General features: G+C 40.1%; 17 protein-coding genes. 9 read left to right on the top strand and 8 right to left on the bottom strand.

Annotated elements, in window-relative coordinates; all coding sequences use genetic code 11:
* Positions 1 to 49: 49 nt before the first annotated feature.
* The 3 genes from MKY51_RS02160 to MKY51_RS02150 form a co-directional block, all read right to left on the bottom strand.
* Complete coding sequence (locus MKY51_RS02160) at positions 50 to 2,242, bottom strand: DNA helicase (protein WP_339175014.1); 2,193 nt, start codon at positions 2,240 to 2,242, stop codon at positions 50 to 52.
* Positions 2,243 to 2,522: 280 nt separating this feature from the next.
* Positions 2,523 to 3,077: an NADPH-dependent FMN reductase gene (locus MKY51_RS02155; protein WP_339175013.1), complete on the bottom strand. Its 555-nt coding sequence runs from the start codon at positions 3,075 to 3,077 to the stop codon at positions 2,523 to 2,525.
* A 164-nt stretch (positions 3,078 to 3,241) separates the two neighbouring features.
* Positions 3,242 to 4,042: an NAD(P)H-binding protein gene (locus MKY51_RS02150; RefSeq protein ID WP_339175011.1), complete on the bottom strand. Its 801-nt coding sequence runs from the start codon at positions 4,040 to 4,042 to the stop codon at positions 3,242 to 3,244.
* Between the two features lie 111 nt (positions 4,043 to 4,153).
* Here MKY51_RS02150 and MKY51_RS02145 point away from each other — a divergent pair, with 111 nt between their 5' ends.
* The 5 genes from MKY51_RS02145 (at position 4,154) to MKY51_RS02125 (ending at position 8,724) form a co-directional block, all read left to right on the top strand.
* Entirely contained in the window at positions 4,154 to 5,188 is a 1,035-nt protein-coding gene (locus MKY51_RS02145) for a CMP-N-acetylneuraminic acid synthetase (RefSeq protein ID WP_339175010.1), read from the top strand.
* Positions 5,189 to 5,280: 92 nt separating this feature from the next.
* A complete protein-coding gene (locus MKY51_RS02140) occupies positions 5,281 to 5,466 on the top strand; it encodes an SE1832 family protein (protein ID WP_251689967.1) in 186 nt (61 codons plus the stop codon).
* A 225-nt stretch (positions 5,467 to 5,691) separates the two neighbouring features.
* Positions 5,692 to 7,272: an ABC-F family ATP-binding cassette domain-containing protein gene (locus tag MKY51_RS02135; RefSeq protein WP_339175008.1), complete on the top strand. Its 1,581-nt coding sequence runs from the start codon at positions 5,692 to 5,694 to the stop codon at positions 7,270 to 7,272.
* Between the two features lie 600 nt (positions 7,273 to 7,872).
* Positions 7,873 to 8,274: a transcriptional regulator SpxA gene (spxA, locus tag MKY51_RS02130; RefSeq protein ID WP_008404676.1), complete on the top strand. Its 402-nt coding sequence runs from the start codon at positions 7,873 to 7,875 to the stop codon at positions 8,272 to 8,274.
* A 24-nt stretch (positions 8,275 to 8,298) separates the two neighbouring features.
* A complete protein-coding gene (locus tag MKY51_RS02125; protein WP_339175007.1) occupies positions 8,299 to 8,724 on the top strand; it encodes a MarR family transcriptional regulator in 426 nt (141 codons plus the stop codon).
* A gap of 231 nt (positions 8,725 to 8,955) precedes the next feature.
* On the opposite strand, the gene MKY51_RS02120 is transcribed toward MKY51_RS02125, so the two are convergent.
* The 3 genes from MKY51_RS02120 to MKY51_RS02110 form a co-directional block, all read right to left on the bottom strand.
* Positions 8,956 to 9,501: an RNA polymerase sigma factor gene (locus tag MKY51_RS02120; RefSeq protein ID WP_251689971.1), complete on the bottom strand. Its 546-nt coding sequence runs from the start codon at positions 9,499 to 9,501 to the stop codon at positions 8,956 to 8,958.
* A 209-nt stretch (positions 9,502 to 9,710) separates the two neighbouring features.
* The gene (locus tag MKY51_RS02115; protein ID WP_339175006.1) at positions 9,711 to 11,228 is read right to left on the bottom strand and encodes an aminotransferase class V-fold PLP-dependent enzyme; all 1,518 of its coding nucleotides are present in this window, start codon (positions 11,226 to 11,228) and stop codon (positions 9,711 to 9,713) included.
* Positions 11,215 to 11,769, bottom strand: coding sequence for a glycerol-3-phosphate acyltransferase (locus tag MKY51_RS02110; protein WP_339175004.1), 555 nt, complete (start codon positions 11,767 to 11,769; stop codon positions 11,215 to 11,217). Before MKY51_RS02110 ends, MKY51_RS02115 begins: the two co-directional genes overlap by 14 nt.
* Positions 11,770 to 11,934: 165 nt before the next feature.
* On the opposite strand from MKY51_RS02110, the gene MKY51_RS02105 reads away from it, so the two are divergent.
* The 4 genes from MKY51_RS02105 (at position 11,935) to MKY51_RS02090 (ending at position 15,483) form a co-directional block, all read left to right on the top strand.
* Positions 11,935 to 12,300: a GntR family transcriptional regulator gene (locus tag MKY51_RS02105; RefSeq protein ID WP_339175003.1), complete on the top strand. Its 366-nt coding sequence runs from the start codon at positions 11,935 to 11,937 to the stop codon at positions 12,298 to 12,300.
* Between the two features lie 9 nt (positions 12,301 to 12,309).
* Positions 12,310 to 13,494, top strand: a complete 1,185-nt coding sequence (locus MKY51_RS02100) for an ATP-binding cassette domain-containing protein (protein WP_339175002.1) — start codon at positions 12,310 to 12,312, stop codon at positions 13,492 to 13,494.
* 142 nt (positions 13,495 to 13,636) lie between these two features.
* Positions 13,637 to 14,038 carry a YrvL family regulatory protein gene (locus tag MKY51_RS02095; RefSeq protein ID WP_339175000.1) on the top strand — a complete coding sequence of 134 codons (402 nt, stop codon included), beginning with the start codon at positions 13,637 to 13,639 and terminating at the stop codon, positions 14,036 to 14,038.
* 62 nt (positions 14,039 to 14,100) lie between these two features.
* Entirely contained in the window at positions 14,101 to 15,483 is a 1,383-nt protein-coding gene (locus MKY51_RS02090) for a dipeptidase (protein ID WP_339174999.1), read from the top strand.
* 473 nt (positions 15,484 to 15,956) lie between these two features.
* Here MKY51_RS02090 and cyoE read toward each other — a convergent pair whose 3' ends face one another.
* Positions 15,957 to 16,853 (bottom strand): heme o synthase, encoded by an 897-nt coding sequence (cyoE, locus tag MKY51_RS02085; protein WP_339174998.1) that lies wholly within the window; start codon positions 16,851 to 16,853, stop codon positions 15,957 to 15,959.
* 168 nt (positions 16,854 to 17,021) lie between these two features.
* Entirely contained in the window at positions 17,022 to 18,047 is a 1,026-nt protein-coding gene (locus tag MKY51_RS02080) for an AbrB family transcriptional regulator (RefSeq protein ID WP_339174997.1), read from the bottom strand.
* Positions 18,048 to 18,118 lie beyond the last annotated feature (71 nt).

Below are 18,118 nucleotides of genomic sequence, written 5' to 3'. Positions count from 1 at the left end.
TTGTATCTCCTAAAAAAGTAGTCCTTTTCTGTTAGACGTAAAAAACCGCCTAAATGTTCACTTCTTTACGATAATACTGTTCACCGATGTGTGCAAGCGCTTTTGGCAATGTTCCGTCCGTTACTAAAAATAATTGACGTGTCGCACGTGAAGCAATTGTATACAGTAAATATGCATCCATCTCTTCCCTGTATACATTGGCATTCGCATCCGCTACTAGAACTGTTGTAAACTCAAAGCCTTTCGCCATATAGCCCGGCATGATGAGCAGCCCCTTCATATATACCTTCTGTTCTTCAGTAACGTGCTGGAGCTGGGGAAGAAGCGGTTTTAATTCCTTGTACAATTGTTCGGATGCCAGCTTATTTTTGCATAAAATGACGAAGCTTTCCTCTTCTTTATAATGCGTATTAACAAGCTGGATAATGGTTTCGCGCACTGCATTTGTTTCAATAATTTGCGGCTTATCCCCTGATACACCAAGCGATTCTGTTGTCGTGTTGTTTAAAATTGCGCTCATAAAATCGGTAATTTCATTTGTCGAACGATACGATTTGTTTAATTCGACTGCTTTGAAATGCTTGGACAATGGACCTGCAAGCGAGTCCTTCATTTGCGGATGCACGACCTGGTTTTTATCCCCGAGCAATGTGTAATGCGCTTTCGGATGCATCGCTTTAATCACCAACAGCTGCAAATACGAATAGTCCTGGATTTCATCAATGACAATATGTTTGATCGTATTATCCGTATATAAGCCTTTTACAACAGCTTGCATATACATGATGGGTGCCAAATCTTCGTAATATAATATGCGTTGTTTCAGTGTTTCAGTCGTGGCTGTCTGAATCATTTGCGTTTTTAAATTATCGTTTTGATAAGTTAACGAATGCACATACATTTTGTTTAAATTGACAAACCCTAGCTGATGAATCGCACTTTCAAGTTTGCCGTACCTTTTTTGCAGCTTCTCATTTGCCTGCTGCTCGATTTCCTTATCTGTTCCGATATACGTATTGATCGACTTTAATTCCTTCATCAATACTTTGCGGTCTTTTGCTTTTTCCTGCTCTATCTTTTCCAGCAGTACTGTACGAATTTTTTTCAGACGAAAATCAATATCCAGTGCGCCGAACTTATCATAAAACAGATCCGTCAATTTTTTGGCGGAAACGAACAGCTTTCCTTCGACCTTTAAATTATAAAACGGCATGCCGCTCTTCTTGAGACTTTCAATATATTTAAGCAATTGCTTTACGTAGGCATGTGAACCTTTAAATGCATAGTGCTCACGTTCTTCCTTAATCGCCTTTTGAAGTCGTTCAATATTTTCGTAGCTCGTTTCTGCTTTATAATAAGACAATTTTAAATCGCGCAGTAAACGGTAGTACGTCGTATGCTGTACATTATCCTCACCAAGTTCCGGCAATACGTTCGAAATGTAGTCATTGAACAAGTCAGACGGTGAAATGAGCAGAATACTGCGTGCATTCATTGTTTGGCGGTACTCATACAGCAAATACGCAATTCGCTGCATCGCAACAGAGGTTTTCCCGCTTCCAGGCGGTCCGAGTACGATTAAATTATCTTTATTTGAAGAACGGATGACGATGTTCTGGTCGCTCTGGATTGTTGCGACAATCGATTTCATCTTTTCTTTTGCGGTATCCGACAGCAGGCTTTGGAGCACTTCATCACCAACATAAATATCGGCATCCAGTACTTGCAACAGCTCGTCATACTTTACTTTATACTGGCGGCGGCCTTGAATCGTAACCGGAATATATTCTCCGTCCGGAATTTGATAGCGTGATTTCCCGACTTTATTTTCATAAAAGAGGCTTGAAATCGGTGCGCGCCAGTCGTAAATCAGCACATCATCCGTTTTTGGTTCGCGGAATGTCGATAAACCAATATATAAATGTTCCCGTTCGCCTTCTTCATTTTCAATTGAAATACGCCCGAAATACGGACTTTTATATAAAATTTGCATTTTGCTTAATTGTTCGCTGGCATTCAGATACTCACGTTCGCGCAATTGCATTGTTTGCAGCATTTGCGAAAACTGGATGGCACTTTCCCCTGAAACATCGTTAAATTCCGAAGAAGCTTGTGAGCGTTCCTCAACAATGTCGCCTTTTTGCTTTTTTAAATGATTGGACTGTATCTTTATTTGTTGTTTGAGAAGAGCGCTGATTTCTTTTAAATGTGTCTCTTCCTGTTGCCATATCGTTTGTTCCATCTATCGGTTCGCCTCCAAATGCTCCGGAAGTAAAATCTTCACTTTGACATAAGTATTCATGGTACTCCAAAATGTCGGTGGATTCAAATGAAATTATTTGTGATTCCTCATCATTACAAATTTTTACAGTACCATTATAGCATCTTCCTAACTTTAAATTATGATGAATAAAGAAATATATTATACGCGAGTAAATATTCATGAACTTTTTGAGGAGAAATATGAAGGGTCTGCTGAAGAAAAAAAGAAGCTTCCATCGATTAATGGAGGCTCCTCATAGCTATTGCATATCAACTGCTTGTTTTGATAATGTTTTTGTCATTTCACAATATTGAACGAATACGCGTGCAAGTTCACGCAGTCGGTTGTGTACATCTTCATCGATAATTTTATTTTCCTTATCAAAGTGATCTGCGTGTGTGTATACATAGTTTGGTGTAACTAGGCATCGGAAGTAATCAAGAATCGGACGTAATTGGGTTTCCAGTACTAAATGATGCTGGTATGTTCCGCCATTACCGATCATAGCAGCCGGCTTGTAACGTAACGCTTTTGGTGGAATCATATCAAAGGCATTTTTCAGTACGCCTGGAATCGATGCCTGGAAAATTGGTGATGCGAAAATGTAAGCATCCGCTTCTTCAAATTTTTGAATCATGTTTTTCATATCATCATTTAACGGGCTGCCGTCTAGTATTTGATGCTGTAATTTGGAGAAGTATAAAATCTCTAATTCTAGCGAAGGGTTGAAAGCTTGAATATATTGTTGAACCTGTTCCAAAAGAACTCCGGTTTTACGACCAAAGATGGTTCCATCGACAAGTAATATTTTCATAAATGTTCCTCCATGTAAATCATTGTACTCATATTGTATCAGAATAACATTGCTTTTTAATAGGTAGTTGCTTAGTAAAGTTCAATTTCAGTCTTTCGTCTTACATCGTGATTTCAGTGGAAATTAGCGTGATTTCAAAATACAACATGAGGATGGCTTCAACCTTATTTCCCCTGCTCATCATTTATCCGTCGTCCCTCTTTATCCTCACGATTTACTGGCGGCAATGGATCTTCATTGTATTTATCCCAGTTAAAGGTCACTTTTTCATCTGATAAAGCTTCTTCCTTTTCGATTTTAGGCATCTGCATTTCCAGCAGCTCTTCGGATAAGTAAACTGCCACTTTTTGCTCTTTCCCGTACAGTGCAATAACTTTCATTGCCAAAGCTATTTGCGTTGCAGGTATGGAATGCAGTTTTTTCAGCGGTCCTACTAAAACCGGGTTAAGTACTTTTAAAATTTTATCGCCTATTGTTTCTCCTAGACGGAATTCTGGGCGATCCCCTGTAATGAGTGATGGACGAACGATTGATAGACGAGGAAAATCCATTTTAATGAGCTCTGCCTCCAATTTACCCTTTACCTTACTATAATAAGCAAGTGCCTTTTCATTTGCTCCCATTGCGGAAATGACAATGAAATGACCGACTCCCCGATTTTTTGCGATTGCTGCAATCGTCAGCGGATACTCAAAATCAACCTTTTCAAACTGCTGCTTTGATCCTGCTTTTTTCATTGTCGTACCTAAACAACAAAAGACCTCATGAGCAAATTCAATATCCTTGTCGGCAATCTGATCGAATTCACACAGCTTTACAACTAGTTTCGGGTGCTTAAAATCAAGCGGTCTTCTCGAAATGACGTTGACTGCAGCATACTCCTCACTCTCGCATAATAACTTCACAAGCGAAGAACCAACCAATCCTGTTGCACCTACGACCAATGCTGAGCGCATCGTTTTCATATGTTTCCTCTTTTCTTTATTTTGATGTATGTATATGTAGAAAACTCTCTCATTCATAATTTCGGCAATCCCACCATATTTTATAGAGATAGTGGAAAGGATGGGATTTACGTGCAAAAAAGAAAAATTATATGGATTATCGAGCATTGTGAGATTAAAGGAACATATCCTTTTGAACGTGCAGTAACTTTGGCAAATCTGTTGCAGGATGAAGAGGTCGTTCTCTTTGTGAAAACTGCAAACGAACAGCTTCTTGATAAATTGGCCCAAACTGGCTTAAATATTGTAAAGTTTGATCGTTTTACGGAGCTTCAAAAGAAAATCCGTGAATTCGAGCCTCATTTGATCATTCATGAAGGTAAAGATACCCAAGTCGAACAAATTGAAACGATTAAACCTTTTTGCCCGACGATTGTTCATTTCGATGATTTTGGCAATGGTGTACAGCTTAGTGACTGTCATATCGTTGCGTTGTTCGGAGAATCCCATGAAGAACCGCATACACACGAACTTGCCGGCAGCTATGCATTTGCCGTACCGCCAAATTTAGAAAAAGTCGCATACCAAATCCTTGAAAAACCCGATAGCTCGATTAAAGATTCACTTCCGCATATTGTTGTCGCATTTGAAGATGGGGATAGCAACAATCTGACTTACCGCACTTTACGCCACTTAACCCAGCTGCAAATCCCATTAAAAGTTTCAGTTGCGATTGACGATGACTATCATCATGACATCGATAGTTTAAAAATGATGGCATTAAGCCGAAAAAATACCGTCATCGTTCAAAAATCCGATGCCCTGCTCGAGCTGATGCCGCAAGCAGATTTGATTATTTGCAATGCCAACTATACACCGTATAAAGTGGCAGCTGCCGGTATTCCTTGTATTACAACGGCACAGCAGGATAATGAACTGAACTATGCATTCACGCGTGAAATGAACGGATTTATCCATATCGGATTAGGCCGAAAAATGAAGCAGTCCATTATTCAAAATGCCGTGATGGAGCTCTTGCTTCATGAACAGCGCCGCGAACGAGCTGTCCGCAAGCAGCGCGGCCTTGAAATTCTGACAAACAATGAAATTCTGAAAAACCTGCTGCTCGATTTAGCTTATGCGCGTCACAATATGGCACATATTTAACTTAAAAAATTAGGCTTTCCCCATCACATAAATGTATGCATTATGTTACAATATGAAAAGATTAATTTCCGAAACTAAAGGAGCAATTAATGATGCAAACAAAAGACCAGCTTCAGCAGGAAATCGCCGAATTAAAGAATGATTACATCAATCTTCAAGGCGATATGGAAAAGCTTGAATCACTTGGCCATGCAGACTCAGTAAAACAAGCGCTCGCACGCCTTGAAAATATGGAAGCACGGCTAGCAGAACTAAACAAACAGCTCGCAGCACTTTAATGTTGCGGGTTTTTTAATGGATAAATTTTTTTATAAAGAAAGATCTAGTTGATTGTGTAGGTGGCGACGCCTGAGACTACAGGGAAACAAAAGCTAAGTACGCCACGTCCTGTGGCAACGCTTTTGTGACCGACTTCATGTCGGCCTCACGCCCCCAGAAAGCGTCCGCCGAAACGGAAATCAACGTTATTAGCAGGAAACACTAAAACACTCGGAGGATTATATATGGCAATATTAACTGTTGAAAATTTAGGGCATTCATTTGGTGACCGTACGTTATTTAAAGAAGTTTCATTCCGTCTTGTTGAAGGCGATCATATCGGACTTGTAGGTGCAAACGGTGTTGGGAAATCGACATTGATGAGCATTATTACAGGACAAGCAATTCACGATGAAGGAAAAGTGGAATGGCTGCCTGGTACACATTACGGTTATTTAGACCAGCATACGGTTTTAACTGCCGGCCGTTCTATGCGTGATGCATTACGTGATGCATTTGCCCCTTTATATAAGAAGGAAGAGCGTTTAAATGAAATTTCAGTGGAATTGGGCGAGCCTGATGCAGATTACGACAGCCTACTGGAAGAAATGTCTGAAATCCAGGATGCACTTGATGCTGGTGATTTCTATAGCCTGGACATGAAAATCGATGAGATTGCCCGTGGTTTAGGGTTGGATGCGATTGGTCTGGAACGCGATGTTGCCGCATTATCCGGTGGTCAGCGTACAAAAGTTTTACTGGCTAAGCTTTTACTTGAAAAGCCGAAAGTATTATTGCTGGACGAGCCTACCAACTATCTTGATGAAGAACATGTTACTTGGCTGAAAAACTATTTGAAAAACTACCCGTATGCATTCCTTTTAATTTCGCATGATACGGAATTTATGAACAATGTTGTTGATGTAATTTTACATTTAGAATTTGCTAAAATGACGCGTTACACTGCGACATATGAGAAGTTTATCGAGCTTGCGGAAATCAATAAGCGCCAGCATATCGATGCATATGAAAAACAGCAGGAATTTATTAAGCAGCAGGAAGACTTCATTGCCCGCAACAAAGCACGCTACTCAACAAGCGGCCGTGCCAAATCACGTGCGAAGCAGTTGGATCGTATGGAGCGTATTGACCGCCCGGAAACAGCTGTAAAACCGGAGTTCAGCTTTAAAGAAGCGCGTACACCTGGTCGTTATGTAGTGGAAGCGGAAAACTTGGTGATCGGCTATGATAAAGAAAAACCATTATTACCGCCACTTACATTCCAAATCGAACGCGGCGAAAAAATTGCGTTAGTCGGCATGAATGGTGTCGGGAAATCGACTTTACTGAAAACAATGTTAGGCAAAGTTCAGCCATTGGACGGTAAAGTAATTTTAGGCGACTATTTGGAGCCATCTTACTTCGAACAGGAAGTAAAAGCAGGTAAAATCACACCGATTGATGATGTATGGAATGCGTTCCCTTCTATGGAACAAGCGCAAGTCCGTGCAGCATTGGCACGTGCCGGTCTAAAAACAGACCATATTACTCGCCCACTGAATTCACTTTCTGGTGGTGAGCAGGCAAAAGTCCGTCTTTGCAAGCTGATGATGGATCAAACAAACTGGCTGATCTTTGACGAACCGACAAACCACTTGGACGTTGATGCAAAAGAAGAGCTAAAACGTGCCATGAAGGAATTCAAAGGGACAATCGTTCTTGTATCGCATGAGCCGGAATTCTATGAAGGTTTAGCGACGAAAGTATGGAACGTGCAAGACTGGTTTACAACTCGCGAAACGAAAGAATTAAACGAATTTAAATAGTTTTTTAATCATGCAGTGTACTCTTTGTTACGGAGTACACTGTTTTTTATTATGAAAAGACTTCATCCGGAGAATTGTGTCAAATATTTGAAAAATAAGAATATTTTTCAGAATTATTCGCCAATAAACGATCGCTTGGCAAGGACTTTACATTATAGCTGACGAATATAGTAAAGGTTCAAACGTTTAAAACCTGACATCATGCTGTTTTGGATCATCCCAGTCCAATAACCTCTGTATTTCTGAATAACTTTTTAGTAGTAAGTTCTATTTGGAATATTTCTAGAATATATTAAAAAGTCGCGGTCTTTTAGAGCACTCCCACTACATATTAGAATCATTCCCTGTTCAAAACTAACCGCGCCCAGCAGTTCCCTCTCTCTTCTAGTTTCTACTTTACAAAACTGTAATATAAAATTAGAAACTTTTTATAGTTTTATACGTATAATTTATTAGAAGAATGGGTAAACAGTAAAAGGGAAACATATAATAAACTTATTGCATTACAAATAGCTTACTGGTAAGATATTATTATAAGTAAATGTCTTACAACTAAGCTATCACCAAATTATTGATTATGGGAAAGCGAGGAAATTAATTATGACAGTAACAATCTATACACAATCGAGCTGTTCCTCATCACGAAAAGCATTGAAATGGCTAAACGAAAATAATATTACTTATACTGAAAAAAGAACAACTTCTCAATCTTTGACTTTAGCAGAGTTTAAACATATTTTAAGTATGACAGAAGATGGTACGGATGAAATTATTGCGACAAACTCGAATGATTTCAAAAACCTGGACATTGATATTGACCAGTTATCCATTCAAGAGTTGTACAACTTAATCCAGCAGCATCCTCGTATGTTGCGCAGCCCTATTTTACTTGATGAAAAACGCATTCAGATCGGCTATAACGAAATGGACATTCGTCGTTTCATTCCTCGTAAAGTGCGTGCATTTGAATTGAATGCCCTTCAAAAATTAGCCGTAGAATAGTGATAACATTTGGAGTTGACACTGATGAATGAGCATAAACGCGAGCAGTTAACCGAACTTTTTGAAAAGATGACATCGTTGGAACGCAAAATTGCTAATCAATGGAACAGTCAAAATCAGTTAGGCTTCTCGAAATCACATATTTTAATTTTGGCTTACTTGCATACAGATGGACCAAAGCGCCCTTCTGCCATTGCAGAAAAGCTGAAAGTGACAACAGGTGGCGTAACGGTTTTGACGACGAAGCTCATTAAAGCGGGGCTCATTGAAAAAACCCAAAATGAAACGGATCGCCGCGCTTCGCAAATTCATATTACCGAAGCAGGAATCGAAGTGCTCGAACGCTCTCGTCAGCAAGTAGACAATCTTTTTGAAAACCTGTTCGGTATGTTAACAGAAGATGAAATTAAAACTTTAACGGCAATATTTGATAAGTGTACGAAATTATAAGCACATGAGCAGCAGTATGCTCATGTGTTTTTTGTTTGGCTCGTGTTTAATTTTATTAGTCACTTTTCTACGGATATTAGTCAAACGCTCTTGGATATTAGTTAAACTCTCTTAGTTTTTAGCCATTCCTTCACTGATATTAGTCAATCACAATAAGATATTAGCCACTTTCCATTCAAACACAAAAAAAGCTACGGCAACTTTCTGCCATAGCTTTCGTCCTAACTATTACTAAGCCAATACTGCTTCTGCGACACCATTGTCGGAAAGTAAAATTTCTTTTAAACGTGCTTTTGCGCGGAACAGACGAGATTTCACTGTACCGATTGATACTTTCATCAGCTCGGAAATTTCGGCTAATGAGAATTGGTCCACATAGAAATACCATAGTGTTTTTTGGTAAATGCTATCAAGCTGACCCATCTTCTCTTGCACGATTTTTGTGATTTCTGTTTTTTCCACAAGTTCTTCCGTCGTAAAATCATTGTTGGGAACCAAATCTAAAATCGGTACGTCTAATTGTTCAGGTTGATTCATCATGTATTTACTGCGACGAACATTTTTGCGATAGCGGTCGCGGAATGTATTCATCGTAATTGTTGTAAGCCATGCTTTTACATGGTCTACTTTTGATACTGATTCTTCATAGCGTACAACCTTTACCCAAACTTCCTGCATTAAATCTTCTGCTTCGTTTTGATTGCGTGTAAGCTTTAAGCAAAGGTGGTAAATGTAGCGGTTGTATTCATCATAAATAGTCGTTAATAATTCATTCATTTGAAAGTCCTCCGATAGATTTTATATGAAGTGCGCCGTGGCATAATGACATCGTATGTGTATGTTAAATTTCCTTATGACCTTATTGTGCCAAATTAAACTATTACACTCTATCGGATTGGCTTTCAATTACCTTACAATGCTGTAAGATTGATTGTAATCATTTGAACGAAATAAATGTTTCTGCATTCCCCGCTTCCCCTTCTCCCCTACAACGTTTCCATTACATAAGTAAGCAATTCTTGTAATCTTTTAAAATCCTTATCGAAAGTTGGCTGGATTGTGCTGATTTGAGCGATGTTGCGTTCCTTTAAATACGCGCTGTCACCATGTAGTAAAAAACCGTTTAATGCACAGATTGTTAGAATTTCATCCATTTTCGGGTGTTCCCATGTTGCAATCATAGGGTAGGTTGCTGTTGCATCAAGCCTTGAATTCTTAATTGCCTCCATCCGGTTTTCCAACACGTCAAAGCGCTCCGGATACAACTTGAGTGCATCGCTGACAGCTTCCACAAAATAATGCGGCAATGTAAATGGAATTTGCTTCTTCATATAATACGGCAAATTCAAATATAGCGGCGCATCACTCGAAACCGGCTGATCCTTACAGAAGATGAAAGCAAGTCCCGCTATCGTACCGAGTGATTTCCCGCTAACCGCTGTTGCATAATGTAGCCCCTGCATCGAAAACGGCACGGAACCAAACGAACTAATACAGTCCGCACATAGTTTTACATCAAATTTTTCCGCCAGCTCCCCTAATTCATTGAGCGGATTTAATGTACTGTTCGATGTTTCGCCATGAACAAATACAATATAGCGATAGCTTCCCTTTTTTAAATACGCTTCAATTTGCGCAATATCAAATGGCTTTCCCCAACCAACATCAATCTTTTCAATATGTAGTCCCCACTGTTTCGCCTGGTTATAAAGACGATCGCCGAATTCTCCATTCACTAATACTAGTCCGGCTACATCGGGAAATTCACTTTTCAGTTGGCCGAGCATCGCATCATTGGCAAGTGTCCCTGTGCCAACAAGCGGGATGACGTAATTTGCCTTTGCCAGCTTACATAACTCACCTTTCATCTGTTCAAGCTCTTGCTGAAACTTTACAGAACGGTGGGAAATCGTTGAAGGGGTGAGCGGCTTTTCCAATGCAGCCGGTCCCGGGAAAAATACCATATTCTGTTCTCGTAGACGCTCCCGGAAAACCGCACTGTCCTGCCGTGTTAAAACCATCGGCAAATAACGTGCTTCCTCTGTCCCGACAGCTGAGGCGAATTGCCTGAACCCCATTTGTGTATACATTTTCTCTTCACGTACCGTACCGGAAATGACACATGCCGTATATCCCGCATCATAAAAATAGCGGTAGATCGCTGTTGCAAGCTTCGTAAAAACACGTCCGTTCCGGTGATTCTTTTTTACCGCGAGCAGCCGGATTTCACATAAATATTCACAAACTTCATCATCCAAATAGTTTTCCACATTCCCGATTTTACGGTCGATTGAAAACGGCCGTGTATCGCGAAATGAAACCATACCGACCATTTCCGTATTTTTATAAACAACTACATATACATTTTCATCATGAAATTTATCGATAAGTCGACGCGACGGATTAGGCTCATGCTGGGGGATTTCCTCCACAAATGTTTCATAGTTTAATGCTGCGATGGCATCGAATTCTTCATCTGTTGCTGCAATTTTACTCCAGTACATTTGGTTTCACCCTTTCTACAATGCTAAGACGCTGTTTCCAAATCACGAGAACAAGTGCAATCGTTACGATCAGCCCTGCATCCGTATATATACTCGCGAATAGGCCATAAACGATGAATCCGCCTGTCATACTAAGTGTGGCACTTTTTGTGATGAGCAGACTCAATAAAAAGCCGGCTAAAAATACTAGCAGAAGCAGCGGAGAAAAAGCGACCATTGCTCCGATTACCGTTGCGACGCCTTTTCCGCCTTTTCCGCGATTCCAAAACGGGTACAGATGGCCAAGCACTACAGCGATGATCGCAAGTGCAATCGTCAGTTCAGGAAGCTCAAGCATACGCCCTGCTATTACTACAATTAGCCCTTTCAAGCCGTCCCCCACCGCCACGAGGATAAAAGCCCACTTTCCCAATGTACGTCCGGCATTGCGCGCCCCAAGATTGCCGCTATTCGCCTGTTGCAGGTCAATCCCTTTTATTTTTCCGATAACGACCGCAAAAAGGATCGTACCGAATAAATAACTTAGCAATAGATAGAACATCCTGATCACCCTTTTGGATTTATTATTTTTATCGTAGCGTATTTGAGCAGAAGTTGCACCGATTGCTTTCCATATTTATGTAAAAACACATTACATCTTTGCTTGACTTTAAGGTTAGTTACTCATATAGTTAACCATATAACCAAATGTGAGAGGAGGAAAATAATGCGATTAACATTCGATGATACAAAACCCATTTTCCAACAGATTGCAGAAATGATTGAGGATGATATTGTAAATGGCGTTTTAAAAGATGGTGATCAAATTCCTTCAACAAACCAGCTCGTTGCACACTATAAAATAAATCCCGCCACTATTCTAAAAGGGTTTAATCAGCTGGTGGATTCAGGGATTGTCTATAAAAAACGTGGCGTTGGAATGTTTGTCGCGGATGGCGCATTTGAAATGCTGAGAAACCGACGCATTTCTCAATTTCAACAGCAATATATTGAACCGCTAATCGCCGAGGCAAAAAAACTCGGTATGACAAAGGAAGAAATTCAAAAAATGTTCGATTCATACGAAAGGTAGGGTTCAACTATGTATAATGTCATTCAATTTGAAGATGTTTCTCTTCAGTTAAAAAATAAACAAATACTAAAAAATATTACCCTTTCATTGGAAACAAATAAAATATACGGGTTGCTCGGTCGTAATGGAGCCGGAAAAACTTCTTTACTCTCACTGCTCGCAAGCTTTGCGCAGGCAACTTCAGGGCGTGTAGCAATTGACGGTGTTTCTGTTTTTGAAAATGAAAATCTTATGGAAAACATTATATTTATCCGCGATATAAAGCTCGATGAGTCGGAAAAGGTATGGAAATACATTAAGCAAACAGCCGCATTTCGTCCGAATTTTGATGAAGACTATGCAAAAGCGCTGATGCAACGTTTTCGCCTTCCTGAAGATGTAGCGGTCTCTTCCCTATCGCGCGGAATGATGTCTGCAATGCATGTCGTCATCGGTTTGGCAAGCCGCTGTGCGATTACGATTTTTGATGAAGCCTATTTAGGAATGGACGCACCTGCACGCGTAAAATTTTATGAAGAAGTATTAAATGATTATATGGAACACCCTCGAACAATCATCTTATCAACGCATTTAATTGGGAGTGTTGTTTTTTCGAATTTTACTGGAAATAGTTTTGAAATGAGTGTCCCCTCTTTTATGGAAGAAGGTTCTGAAACTTCGATTGCCGCGCTGCTCGGTAATTCGGGGCGCATCTTTTTCCTAGTATGCGGGATATTATCGATGGGACCGTTTCTCCAATATTTCGTCTCGATGGGTGTTACTCGAAAAGCTTATTTTAAAGGGAATGTCATGAGCGTTTTTCTATTGGCTATCACATTTACAATATTAACAGCCATTTTATACGGAATTGAACACTTCATCTTTGGTAACTTCACTAACAGCTTTGAACAAATGGCTATATACTTTTTGAAATTGGCTTTGGATATCGTCGTATTTTATTTAGTCGGCTGGTTTATCGCTTCAGGATTTCACTCAATGAATCTTTATAGAGGTGTGGGTTTTATCTTAATCGCGATTGTTGTTATTTTCATTCACTCAGGACTATGGGGTGAAGATCTACCATTAGCGATTTTTAGCATCATCAGCGTAGAAAGCTACTCTGCGGTTATCATTGTATTGTTAAACGCGATCATCATCGGCGCTTTAATTTATACGATTCGTCAGCTAACAAAAAATATGACGGTAAAAGCTTAATTTGATACCTGTAGTGAGCCATTTGAAAAAAGTATGCTTACTGCAGGTATCTTTTATAGTCTTTGACGAGAGCGCGTTTCCCTCTTTTTTCCGGAAATCATTTATACTAACTATGATCTATTTAAAATTGTTAGGAGTCTATATGAAAAATTTCGTAGCTTTTATCGGCTTTATTTTTATCGGTTTATTATTTTTAGCAATTATCGGAGTCGCAATTTCCGTGGAGGTAGGCATTTTACTGCTTGTCGGAATTGAATTTGAAGGTTGGGGCAACTTAATTTGGTTCATCCTAATCTATGGGATCATTGAGTTTGCGTTTGTCATGTTTTTCGATGTCCTGATTGAATTAAAAACAACGCAGCATCACCGGTTCCATAAATACTTTGTGCACTTACTCATCTCCTTCACGCTATTAATGACAATTTCCCTCATGATGGAAACCATCTACTTGCCTTTATATGGCGGAATTGTCTTTGCGATTGCAACGGCGACAATGTATGGGGTGTTTGATACAGGCTCAAAAAAAGGAAAGATGGGACGCTGATTACCATTCGTTCTATGCTATAATTATTTCCATAACCGAAATAAAGGGAGGCACTCAACCATATGAGTCATTTAGAAAAATTAGATGCTTACTTCACAGAAAACCGTGAACGTCATTTAGCGGAGTTAAACGAATTTTTACGCATTCCTAGTATTTCCGCTTTATCTGAGCATAAGGCAGATATGCTGTCAGCGGCAAACTGGCTGGCAGACCACTTAAAATCATTAAACATCGAAAACGTATCAGTAGATGAAACAGCCGGTCATCCGGTCGTTTACGGAGAATGGCTTCATGCTGAAGGCAAACCGACAATCCTGTTCTACGGTCATTATGATGTACAACCAGTGGATCCTCTAAACTTATGGGAAACACCTCCTTTCGAACCGGCCATCCGTGACAATAAACTGTTTGCACGTGGTTCTTCGGATGATAAAGGACAAGTGTTCATGCATTTAAAAATGATCGAAGCGTTATTTGCAACAGAAGGTACATTACCGGTTAACGTGAAGTTCATTTATGAAGGTGAAGAGGAAATCGGCAGTCCGTCTCTTCCAAAATATACAGAAGACAATAAAGAAAAATTAGCGGCAGACTTGATCGTCATTTCCGATACAGGCCTTTATGCAAAAGGAAAACCGGCAGTATGCTACGGCTTACGCGGATTAACAGGTGTGCAGATTGATGTGCGCGGTGCAAAAGGTGACCTGCACTCTGGCCTTTATGGCGGCGGTGTTCAAAACGCGATCCATGCACTTGCAGAAATTTTAGCATCTTTCCGTGACGAGCACGGGACAATTCAAGTGGAAGGCTTCTATGATTCAGTGCGTCCCCTATCTGAAGAAGAGCGCCAAGCTTACCGTGATTTAAACTTTGATGAAGAAGCATTAAAAGAAGAAGTCGGTGTAAAAGAATTATTCGGTGAAGCTGGCTATTCTTATTTGGAACAAACATGGGCACGTCCAACATTGGAAGTGAACGGCGTATTCGGCGGCTTCTCTGGTGAAGGCATTAAAACAGTATTACCTGCTGAAGCGGGTGCAAAAATAACATGCCGCTTAGTACCGGACCAAGACCCTGAGGAAATTGTCGCTTTACTGAAAGCACACATTGAAAAGCATAAACCAACAGGTGTCGAAGTAACGATTTCTGAATTCGATAAAGGAAAACCTTATTTAACACCGTTTGACCACCCGGCAATTCAGGCGGCAGGTCGTTCATACGAAAAAGTGTATGAAGTACCGACAGCTTATACACGCGGTGGCGGGTCAATCCCGATTGTGGCAGCATTCGATGAAATTTTAGGCTTGCCTGTTGTGCTAATGGGCTTCGGTCTTTCAAGCGAAAACTTCCATGCTCCAAACGAACATTTCCACCTGGAAAACTTCGACCAAGGCCTACGCGTACTTGGCGATTACATGCATGAAGTAGCATCAATTAAATTTTAATAATAAAGCTAAACAAAAAAACTCCAATGCCCACTACAGCATTGGAGTTTTTTGTAATCCGTACGTGACCATATAAAAAATAGGGGGGATTTATATGTTGTCGAAGTCCTGTACGAGATTTATGAGTAACATAGCATATCAATGAGTGAGCAAGTCTGCCTACCAAGCAACCCGCTCCACTTGATAAATCAATGATAGCATGTCTCCTTGCTTCAAAAAATACGAGGGATTCCATTGTCATATTATCCTCACATTTTATGTTCACAATTTCTCAACAAGCAGATATATAATGATATTTTTTTGATGTAAATTAGTTGATTTTTGATGATATTTTTTATTTTATAAGAGAAAAATATTGTAAATATGCATTTTTCACTAAATAAAGCGAACAACCAATGCATGTATAAACTCTACATAAAAAAAACTCATCCATTTCCTTTATAGAAAATGAATGAGTTTTAGTTGATACAACCTTACAGCACATTTAAAATCATGCCAACTGTTGCATAAATGAAGACTGTCCCAAATACAGCCATCATATGGAAAAGCGAGTAGCCGAACATAATATTCGCCCATTTCTTCTCTCCCTGTTTTTTGGATGCTGCAATACTCATGGAGAGCCAAATGACACCAAGGACAAGAGAAACAATTGTTAACCCTAAGCTAAGCGGTAAAAATAAAAAGCTCGATAAAATTAGCAGCACGAGATAAATATTCGACTGAATATATGTGCGCTGCTCCCCTTTTGCTACCGGTAGCATCGGGATATTAGCCGCGGCGTAATCTTCTTTTTTACGGATGGCAATGGCATAAAAATGCGGCATTTGCCAAATAACCATAATTAGAAACAGTGCCCACGCGGCCGGATGCCAAAGATCCGGAGCGACGGCTGCCCACCCAATAAGTGGTGGCATAGCACCTGAAATACTGCCAACTTCTGTATTCCAGATCGTACGGCGTTTTGTCCACATTGTGTAAGGGACAACATAGAAAAATACACCTAAAAACCCTAACAAAGCAGCTAACGGTGATGCTAAATAAAGCGCCGTACATCCTAGTATTAATAAAATCGTCGCAACAATTAGCACTAACTTTGCAGATAGTTCTCCAGTAACGGTTGGACGTGATTTAGTACGGGGCATAATTTGATCGATATCCCGGTCATATACGTTGTTATATGCACCTGCAGCAGCGATGACGGCCGCAGAACCAATAATTGCAAAAATAATAGCGGGAATATGTTCAACAAAATTTAATTCATACGTATACAGGGCGAGCATTAATGCCGCGATCATCGGAATTAAGTTTGATTTAATAATGCCGGTCTTCACAGCTTGCGCCCACAACTGACGATTCGATTGCGTTTGCATGTTCTTAATCCTACTTCCTCAATTAATCACTTTCTCTAGTATACCCTATTAGGGACACAAAGGGTTAGCATCCAGGCTTTTTTTCTCATCTTTCCACTTAAAATGTCGTGATAATGCTGTCACAATTAATCGATTGAATACACGGCATATAATTAATGCAGCTGCATATTAATTTTGTTGAACAGTCTCTCCCCGATCCCGGTAAACCCATTTAATAATAGGCAGTATGCATAGGAAAATAAATAACAGACGAAACAGCTGGAATACTGTCACAACGGAAATATCTGCTTTTACCGCAGCAGCCAACAGACCCATTTGATCAAGCCCACCTGGTGCTGTACTTAAAAAGCTTGTCGCAAAACTTAAATCTAAAAACTTGGCGATAAGCAAGCTTGTGCCGTATGTGAGAATAATCATCGCAACAGTACTGGTCACTCCGCCGATTAAAACTTTCAATGGCAAACGCAATGTTTCCGGTTTTAATAATAGCCCGATATAGGCACCGATTAGTATTTGCGCAATATGAAGCACATCACTCGGCATTGTCGGCGCTTCAATTCCAAAGAATTTTAAACCGATGACAATGATGATTGGCGTTAAAAAGTGTGCAACAGGCAGCTTTAATTTTCTGCCAAGTGGCACGGCAATAGCGGCAAGCAAAATGACCAGAACGACTTGCCAAACATCCCATGTCAACGGAATACTCGCTCCCCCAACAACATGACCGGAAACTAAAAACGGAATAAGCAGTACGACCCCCAACACACGGACGATATGAAAATACGTGACCGCTGTTAAATGCACATCCCCTTCTTCTTCTGCAAACAATACAAGCTGTGACAATCCGCCCGGTACATTGGCAGCAACGGCCGTTTTAAATGTAAGTCCCGTTGACTTGGCAATGATCCATGCAATCCCTAAACAAAACGCAAATAACAGAACATTGACGATGACCATAAAGAACAGCAGTGATTTGAAATCGGAAAATAGTGCGAAATCAAATTGTTGACCAATCGCGACACCGACGATGACAAGCCCGGTATTTCGCAAAACTGCTGGCCATCTGAGCCGGTCTTTGATGAAAAATTGTGCGATTAATACCGAAAAGATAGGACCGATCAGCCATGGAATCGGCAATGAAAGTGCGGAGAATAGAAGTGCTCCAATAAGTGCAATTACGAATACAAGAAGCATAACTCCTCCCCTTTTCTTTTGATGAATACGTCCATTTTAACTTAAATTATTTCGTAATGCGAATAACTAAA

The organism is Solibacillus sp. FSL R5-0691 (genome assembly GCF_037974225.1).
Lineage (GTDB): Bacteria > Bacillota > Bacilli > Bacillales_A > Planococcaceae > Solibacillus.
The sequence above is the reverse complement of the archived record's forward strand: the minus strand, read 5'-3'. Positions and strand labels throughout refer to the sequence as shown.

What these genes read in the sequence shown, in the direction of transcription:
- MKY51_RS02095 (WP_339175000.1), top strand. Translation starts at nt 13,637, where the DNA reads ATGAAAAATTTCGTAGCTTTTATCGGCTTTATTTTTATCGGTTTATTA.
- cyoE (WP_339174998.1), bottom strand. Translation starts at nt 16,853, where the DNA reads ATGCAAACGCAATCGAATCGTCAGTTGTGGGCGCAAGCTGTGAAGACC.
- MKY51_RS02135 (WP_339175008.1), top strand. Translation starts at nt 5,692, where the DNA reads ATGGCAATATTAACTGTTGAAAATTTAGGGCATTCATTTGGTGACCGT.
- MKY51_RS02160 (WP_339175014.1), bottom strand. Translation starts at nt 2,242, where the DNA reads ATGGAACAAACGATATGGCAACAGGAAGAGACACATTTAAAAGAAATC.
- MKY51_RS02090 (WP_339174999.1), top strand. Translation starts at nt 14,101, where the DNA reads ATGAGTCATTTAGAAAAATTAGATGCTTACTTCACAGAAAACCGTGAA.
- MKY51_RS02155 (WP_339175013.1), bottom strand. Translation starts at nt 3,077, where the DNA reads ATGAAAATATTACTTGTCGATGGAACCATCTTTGGTCGTAAAACCGGA.
- MKY51_RS02100 (WP_339175002.1), top strand. Translation starts at nt 12,310, where the DNA reads ATGTATAATGTCATTCAATTTGAAGATGTTTCTCTTCAGTTAAAAAAT.
- spxA (WP_008404676.1), top strand. Translation starts at nt 7,873, where the DNA reads ATGACAGTAACAATCTATACACAATCGAGCTGTTCCTCATCACGAAAA.
- MKY51_RS02140 (WP_251689967.1), top strand. Translation starts at nt 5,281, where the DNA reads ATGCAAACAAAAGACCAGCTTCAGCAGGAAATCGCCGAATTAAAGAAT.
- MKY51_RS02120 (WP_251689971.1), bottom strand. Translation starts at nt 9,501, where the DNA reads ATGAATGAATTATTAACGACTATTTATGATGAATACAACCGCTACATT.
- MKY51_RS02105 (WP_339175003.1), top strand. Translation starts at nt 11,935, where the DNA reads ATGCGATTAACATTCGATGATACAAAACCCATTTTCCAACAGATTGCA.
- MKY51_RS02115 (WP_339175006.1), bottom strand. Translation starts at nt 11,228, where the DNA reads ATGTACTGGAGTAAAATTGCAGCAACAGATGAAGAATTCGATGCCATC.
- MKY51_RS02080 (WP_339174997.1), bottom strand. Translation starts at nt 18,047, where the DNA reads ATGCTTCTTGTATTCGTAATTGCACTTATTGGAGCACTTCTATTCTCC.
- MKY51_RS02150 (WP_339175011.1), bottom strand. Translation starts at nt 4,042, where the DNA reads ATGAAAACGATGCGCTCAGCATTGGTCGTAGGTGCAACAGGATTGGTT.
- MKY51_RS02125 (WP_339175007.1), top strand. Translation starts at nt 8,299, where the DNA reads ATGAATGAGCATAAACGCGAGCAGTTAACCGAACTTTTTGAAAAGATG.
- MKY51_RS02110 (WP_339175004.1), bottom strand. Translation starts at nt 11,769, where the DNA reads ATGTTCTATCTATTGCTAAGTTATTTATTCGGTACGATCCTTTTTGCG.